The organism is Streptomyces mesophilus, from assembly GCF_011044995.1.
Lineage (GTDB): Bacteria > Actinomycetota > Actinomycetes > Streptomycetales > Streptomycetaceae > Streptomyces > Streptomyces mesophilus.
This window is the reverse complement of sequence record NZ_JAAKZW010000336.1, coordinates 1-6479: the sequence shown is the minus strand read 5'-3', so window position 1 is coordinate 6479 and position 6479 is coordinate 1. Positions and strand designations below refer to the sequence as shown.

The window sequence follows — 6479 nt, the reverse complement described above, 5'->3', positions numbered from 1 at the left end:
GGCCGCGGGTATACGGGGAGGGGGGCTGCTGGGCGTGCTGCATCGGCGGGTTGGGCTGCGCCTGCGGGTTGGGCTGCGCCTGCTGCGGGAGCGGCTGGGCGGCCGGGGCGGGGGTCGGCGCCTGTGCGGGAGCCGGGTGCGTCGGCGGTGCCGGGTGCGGTGCCTGGGCCGGAGCCGGCGCCTGCCCCTCCGCACCCCTGAGGTCGCGCAGCACATCGCCCTGCCAGTTGCCGCCGTTCGGCATGTCCGTGCTCACTTCCCTGCGCCCCGTTTCCTCGAAGTCACTGCGGTGCCGATCAGAACTTGTTCAGCAGCTGGCCGTACACACCGAACGCGCCCACCGCGAGCGGGAAGAGCCCGATCACGCCGATGGACTCGATCAGATCGGCCATCCTGCGCAGCCGGACCACCACATGCTCGGGCGGCTGTACGGCAAGGACGAGCAGCGGCAGTACGGCGGCCGCGCACAGCACGGCCAGCGGACCGATGCCCTCGGCGTTCGCCATCCACAGCATCACCAGGCGTACGACGAGGAAGCCGGCCGCCACGAACAGCGCCACGACCTCCGCCACCAGCGGAAAGGCCCGTGCCCGCGAAAGCAGCACCACGGCGGTGAGCGCGGTGAGCAGCACCGTCCACACGGTGGGCGGCGCCGAGGTCAGCAGGAAGCCGGCGGCCGTCGCGGAGAGCGCGGTGACGATCGTGGCGAGCGCGAGGCCGCGGTGGGTGGCGGCGAGCGCACCGGCCACCTGGTGGCGGCTGACCGAGGCGCCACCGGAGCGGCGGTCGTCGAGGCCCGTCAGGCCGGAGGCCATCAGCGCGAGCCGCGGCAGCATGCCGAGCAGCACCACGGACAGGACGGCCATCACGGCACCGAGCCGGGCCGGGTCGTCCTGGACGGCGGCGGCCACTTCCCAGATCAGCGTGTACGCGGCCGTGGCGGCGGCCCCGATCAGTCCGCCGCGGCCGAGCGGTGCGAAGAAGCCGAGCAGCAGCTGGGTCAGGACGAGCGCACCGCCGACCGCCGCCGTACGCACCTGTCCCGACCAGGCGTGCGCGTCGGCCGCGGTCCACGCGGCGAGCAGTCCGAGCACTCCGGAGGTGAGCAGCAGCGCGGTGGCCAGACCCCGGTTGCCGGCGCCGAGCTTCGCGACGAGCGCGCCGGCGGCGGCGAGGAGCAGGGTGGCCACGATGAGCGTGGTCGCGACGGACGCGAGCGAGAACTCGGCCCGTGCGAGGACCGCCGCGATCACCGTGAAGACGACCGTGGCGACTCCGGCACTGACCCTGCGTGTCGCGGGCCGCCAGCGCCAGGCGCGCAGATCCAGATCGTCCGCGACCTCGTCGGTCACGTCGTGGACGACGGGCGCGGGCGGGGCCGCGTGGGCGCGTACGAGACGCAGGACCGCACCGTCGGCGACCTCGGCCGAGGAGAGCGTGCTCTCGTGCGGCAGGACGGCGCCGTCCGAGGTGATCAGCTGCCGGGTCATCGGGCGCGAGGCGGCCCGGTCGTCGAGCAACTGGAGGATGTCGGGGAGCAGTTGCCCTATGGGGGTGTCCGACGGCAGAACGATGTCCGCCCGCCGGCGCTCGCCGACGAGGGTCACTCGGCTGAGTTGCGCTCGGGAACTCGTTGCAGTGCTCACCACTTACCGGAACCTATCATCGCGAAGTCGAGGCGGACGGTGGGTTGTTGGCCGTACCCTTTGTTGAGGTATGCCCGAAATGACGGGCTTCCTGAAGTGCCGCGTGGCCGACGAGCTTCTCCTGCTTCTGCTGCTGCTTGCGCTGCTCGTCCTTCTGCTTCTCCATCATGTTCTGCACGAAGGACCAGCCGACACAGCCGGCGCACAGGACGGCGGCGATGGCGATCCCGGCGAACACCTTGCCGAGCCGCTCGTCGGCGCTGCGCCGGGCGCGCTGCGCACCGAAGAGCAGGGCGTCGCGCAGCCTCCGCCGGCGTACCGACACCGACTCCAGCAACTGGCTGTCGTAATCCCGCGCCATGACTCTCTTTGCCTCAGTCGTCCTCGTGAGCCGGTCAGTCATCCTCGGCGAGCCCGAGGAGCTCCCGCATCTTCGCGTATTTGCTGTCGAGCCGCTGCTGCGTCGCACGGTCGAGGACGGCCCTGCGTGCCGGATCGCAATTGTGCGCAAGATCGGCCGTCTTGACGAGGAGTGCGCCCGGGGTCGCGAGAATACGCGCCGCGTACGCCTCCGCCTCCTCGCCCTCGCGTTTGGTGAGCGCGCGCACGACGGCCTTGGTGGCGGGGGTGAGGGCGGCCGCCTCGAGCCACTCCTCGGACAGGGCGTGGTCCTCGATCGCGTCGTGCAGCCATGCGGCGGCGATCTGCTCCTCGCTGCCGCCCCTGGCCCGGGTGCCGTCGGCGACGGCCCGCAGATGCTCCACGTACGGCCGCCCGGCCTTGTCGGTCTGCGCCGCGTGCGCACGACGGGCCACGGCCTCGACCTCGTCGAGGCTCATGAGCGGCTGCTGCTCGTCCGGCATGCGTTCCCCCTTGGCTTTGCCTCCGCAACATAAGGCATGGGTGAGGGGGAGGTACAGCTCGGGTGGGGTGCGTCACGCCACCCGAGCGGTGCGCGCGGCTAGCCGGCCAGCGGGTCGCCGAGCAGAACCACGGAGATCACGAAGAAGGCGATCCACCCCAGGGGAATGAGTGCGACATACGACAGCGGCCGCTTGTGCAGCGGCACACCGGCGGGCAGCTGCGGACCGTGCTGCCCGGGCGCGGGCGGCTGCAGGGCCTTGACCTTGCGGTGGGCGAAGAGGTTCCAAAGCAGCGTGAACGGCGCGAGCAGGAACAGCGAGAACGGACTCCACCAGCCCTGCCACAGCGTCTTCCCGCTCATCTCGCGGTAGACGGCCTCGCCGCACGTGGCGCACATGGGGCCGTCGAGCTTCTGGAAGCGCATGAGGATGAGCAGCCCTTGGTGGGCGCGGAAGGTGACGCGCTCGGCGGGCATCGCACCACAGAAGCGGCAACCGGCGGGCCCGGCCTGCGGGTTGGGGGCACTCCACTGCGGGTGCGCCCACTGGCCCTGCTGGCCCTGTTGACCCTGCTGGCCCTGTTGACCCTGCTGGCCCTGGGGTGGGATGCCCTGCTGGGCGTATGGGGTGGGCTGCCGGCCCGCGTACGGGTTGGGCTGCTGGTTCGCGTACGGGTTCCGGTTCGCGTACGGGTTCTGCTGCTGCGGCGGTGGCGTGGTCACCGGGGTCCCCCTGCTTGGTACTTGGTGCTGCGCGGCGGGTGCGGTGCCGCGTGGTGGTGCGCAGAGGCATGCCTATCAGGCCGCTCGTTGCTTATGCAACGCCTACTTGCTGGTACTCGCGTACCAGGCGAGCAGCGATGCGACCACCGCGTCCAACAGCCCGTCCCCCGCCGCCTTCGCGATCGTTCCGTCGCAGAAGCGCTCGCCCCGCATGACGGCCGTCGCCGCGCGTACGGCGTCGGCGGGCGGCAGTTGGCCACCGGCGGGGACCTCCGGCATCCGGTGGTCGATCCAGTAGTGGGCGGGTGTGACGGCGCCTACTCCGGAGACTGCGTACGTGAGGCGCAGCAGCGGCTTGCTGTAGTTCGGGTACCCGATCCTGATCACGCCGCCCGGCTGCTCGCCCGCCCCGGCCCATTCGACCTTCCGGTCCGCGGGCGTGAGCGCGGCGGCGGCCTCGGCCAACTCGCGCCAGGCGGCGGCGTCCTGCTTCAGCTGTCCGAGCAGCAGCCGGTCCTCGGCATCCGGGCATGCGGCGAGCTCCTGCACCTCGCGCAGGCTCGCCGCCGACGTGAGGGATACCTCCACGAGGCGGTTGTCGTACGCGGTGTCCGCCTTGAACAGCTCGGCGAGCGCGGCGGTGGGTGCGAGCTCTCGCGCCGCGGCGTCGTCCAGCTTCTCCAGCCAGAACGCACCCCTGCTCATGGCCTCGTCCCCGCGGGCGGTCCGCAGCACCCAACCCGCGGCCCGGTCCACGTCGTTGAACCACAGGTAGCCCTGCACGGTGCCCTTCTTGTCGGTCACCGTGACGTACTGGACAGGCTCGGCGGTCGTGAGGGCGTAGGGCATCGCTGATGTTCTCTCTGGAAGCGGCTACTGCTGCGCCGCGAGTTCCTTGAGGGCCGCAAGGCTCGGAGCCTGCGACAGCGAGCCGGACTGTACGTGGCTGCCGGCGGACGGATCCGATTCGCGCACCATCACGGCGAGTGCCTGCGTAGGGGCGAGGCCCTGGGCCTTGGCGTCGTGCAGCTTCGTGGCCCAGATGAAGCCCAGGTTGAAGGCCTCGTCACCGCCGGCCGGCCGGACCGTCCAGCCTGCCGCGTCGTCCTCGTCGTTGGCCCATACGTAGCCGATGACCGCACCTGCGGCGTCCACGATCACCAAGTACTCGACGGGCTTGTCCGTACGCCGTGCATAGCGCGGCGGACCGCCCTCCACCCGGTTGAAGTGGAGGTCCTCCGTCATACGCGGTGAGACGCGTCGTTCGCTGCTCATGGGGTGTGCCTCTCTCCGCTACTTCCTGGGCAGGACTTCGCCATAGACCTGCACCTGGCCATTCTCCACGAACACCCGGGTCACCCGGTACTCCGTGCCGCGGCCGAGCAGCAGCTCTCGCTCACCCATGCCGAACTCGCTCGCCTTCTCCACCCACAGCGCGGGCGTGCCCTTGGGCACGCGCAGATGCAGGACCGCGTCCATGTCCTTGAAGGCGGCGACAGGGTGGTTGCCCAGGGACGTCGACATGTAGGCCGGGTCGCCGTAGGTCTCACCGAGCATGTCGTACGGCGAGTCCAGGTCGAGGTGACCGATGCCGGTGCCGCGGACGACCATGACGTCCTCGGGGACTGCTCGCCCGGCCAGTGCCGCGTCGGTCTCGGCGATGTTGCGCTGCACGTACGGGCTGTCCATGGCGTCGTTGCCGCGCAGGTAGCCGTTCATCTCCTTGTAGGTCGCCCAGCCCTCGGACGTGGGCGGCGGCTGGTTCTTGCCGTGCTCCAGCGTGTAGTCGTGGACGGCGTCGAACTGGGAGCTCGGCAGGTTCTCGGTGTAGTGGTTCCAGTACGCCTGGCCGTACTGGACGGCGTCGGTGTCGTTGAGGAACGGGACCGTTCCGTCGGCGACCTCGGCGAGGGCGACCCTGTGCTTCTCCGCAGGGGACAGGTTCTGCCACTCGTCGGGGGTGACATGCGGCGTGTACTTGTACTCGTCGCCCGCACCCCCGATCCCCGAGCCGTCGGCGCCATGGCCGGCCGGCATACCCGGCTCGTCGGCACCATGCACGGCTTCGTCCACCGCTCCGGTGGGACCGGGATCCGTCCCGTGTCCGGCGGCGTCGTCACCGTGTCCGGCGGCCTCATCACCGTGGGACACCCCGTCGTCCCCATGTCCCGCCGCATCGTCACCGGCGTGCGCCCCGTCGTCCGCATGGGACGCCGGGCCCGCAGGCGGGCCGTCGTGGCCCGGGCCGTGGGGGCCCGAGGGCGGGAGGTCGTGGCCCGCGGCGGACGGGCCGGGGATCGCGTTGTCCGTGGTGCTCGCGCCCGGGACGTTGTCCACGGAGCCCGCCGGGAGCGAGTCGCCCGCGTGGACGCCTGCCAACACGGGCTGCTGCGCCGGGGCGTGAGCCGGGACGGACTCCGCCTTGACCGGGGTCGGGTCCACCGCTCCGTTCGGCGCGATCAGCGAGCCGTCGGGCTCCATCACGCGGCCGTCCGGCAGCGCGACCGAGTTGTGCGACACCGTCGTCCAGCCCTCGGGGAGCTTGAGCGCCCCGGTGGGCGTGGTGACCGCACCTTCCGGAATCGCCGCGCCCTCGGGGAGCGTGAACGAACCGTCGGGCATACGGAGCGCGCCCTCCGGCAGCCGGACCATCGTGTCGGGCAGGGGTGGGATGTCGATGTTTCCGACGCCCTTCAACCCGGCCATCACATCGCCGAGTTTGGTCAGGCCTGCGCCGGCGCCCTTGGTGATGTAGGTCATCGGGTCGATGGCCTTGCCCGCCTTCGACAACGCCGACAGGGTCTTGGCGACCGCGCCTGCCTTCCCGGCGCCGGCGACACCGGCTCCGGCGCCGCCGGTGAACACGGTGGTGACCACATTGAAGGTGACCGCACCGGCGGCGCGGGCGGGGTTCTTGCCCCACTCGTCCCACGCGACCAGGGCTTTACCGGTCTCCTTGACCGCGGTGCGTGAATCGCGCAGCCAGGACGGCAACTTGTCGTCCGGCGCCATCATGTAGGCCGCGCCGACGACCGGCACGGACATGATCAGCAGACCGGTCGCGAGTTGGGCGAGGCCCTTCCAGGCCTGCCCCATCGCATCGAGGCCCTGGAAGCCGACCAGGGTGCCGAGGCCTTTGATGGTGCCCCAGATCCCGTCGACGATCAGGCCGTCCCAGACGAACGATTTCACCCAGTGCCCGACCTCATACCAATGGTGCGACTCCTCTTCCGGAGTCCCCCACGGCA

General features: G+C 71.1%; 7 protein-coding genes and 1 pseudogene. All 8 read right to left on the bottom strand.

Going from position 1 to position 6479, the window contains the following annotated elements; genetic code table 11:
* Positions 1-256: pseudogene (locus tag G6045_RS38440) on the bottom strand (MinD/ParA family ATP-binding protein); the annotation flags it as partial.
* A gap of 40 nt (positions 257-296) precedes the next feature.
* The gene (gene eccD / locus G6045_RS38435; RefSeq protein ID WP_165336884.1) at positions 297-1649 is read right to left on the bottom strand and encodes a type VII secretion integral membrane protein EccD; all 1353 of its coding nucleotides are present in this window, start codon (positions 1647-1649) and stop codon (positions 297-299) included.
* Between the two features lie 13 nt (positions 1650-1662).
* Complete coding sequence (locus G6045_RS38430) at positions 1663-2007, bottom strand: hypothetical protein (protein ID WP_235968571.1); 345 nt, start codon at positions 2005-2007, stop codon at positions 1663-1665.
* Positions 2008-2041: 34 nt separating this feature from the next.
* The gene (locus G6045_RS38425; protein WP_165336883.1) at positions 2042-2509 is read right to left on the bottom strand and encodes an HD domain-containing protein; all 468 of its coding nucleotides are present in this window, start codon (positions 2507-2509) and stop codon (positions 2042-2044) included.
* Positions 2510-2607: 98 nt separating this feature from the next.
* On the bottom strand, positions 2608-3231 hold the full coding sequence (locus G6045_RS38420) for a hypothetical protein (protein WP_165336882.1): 624 nt from the start codon (positions 3229-3231) through the stop codon (positions 2608-2610).
* Between the two features lie 102 nt (positions 3232-3333).
* Positions 3334-4080: a DUF6508 domain-containing protein gene (locus G6045_RS38415; protein ID WP_165336881.1), complete on the bottom strand. Its 747-nt coding sequence runs from the start codon at positions 4078-4080 to the stop codon at positions 3334-3336.
* Between the two features lie 24 nt (positions 4081-4104).
* On the bottom strand, positions 4105-4506 hold the full coding sequence (locus tag G6045_RS38410; protein WP_165336880.1) for a hypothetical protein: 402 nt from the start codon (positions 4504-4506) through the stop codon (positions 4105-4107).
* 18 nt (positions 4507-4524) lie between these two features.
* On the bottom strand, positions 4525-6479 hold a 1955-nt coding region (locus tag G6045_RS42050; RefSeq protein ID WP_165336879.1), incomplete at its 5' end, for an ADP-ribosyltransferase.

Bases quoted from the DNA above. Each gene is read 5' to 3' on its own strand.
- G6045_RS38425 (WP_165336883.1), bottom strand. From the start codon at position 2,509: ATGCCGGACGAGCAGCAGCCGCTCATGAGCCTCGACGAGGTCGAGGCC.
- G6045_RS38430 (WP_235968571.1), bottom strand. From the start codon at position 2,007: ATGGCGCGGGATTACGACAGCCAGTTGCTGGAGTCGGTGTCGGTACGC.
- G6045_RS38415 (WP_165336881.1), bottom strand. From the start codon at position 4,080: ATGCCCTACGCCCTCACGACCGCCGAGCCTGTCCAGTACGTCACGGTG.
- G6045_RS38410 (WP_165336880.1), bottom strand. From the start codon at position 4,506: ATGAGCAGCGAACGACGCGTCTCACCGCGTATGACGGAGGACCTCCAC.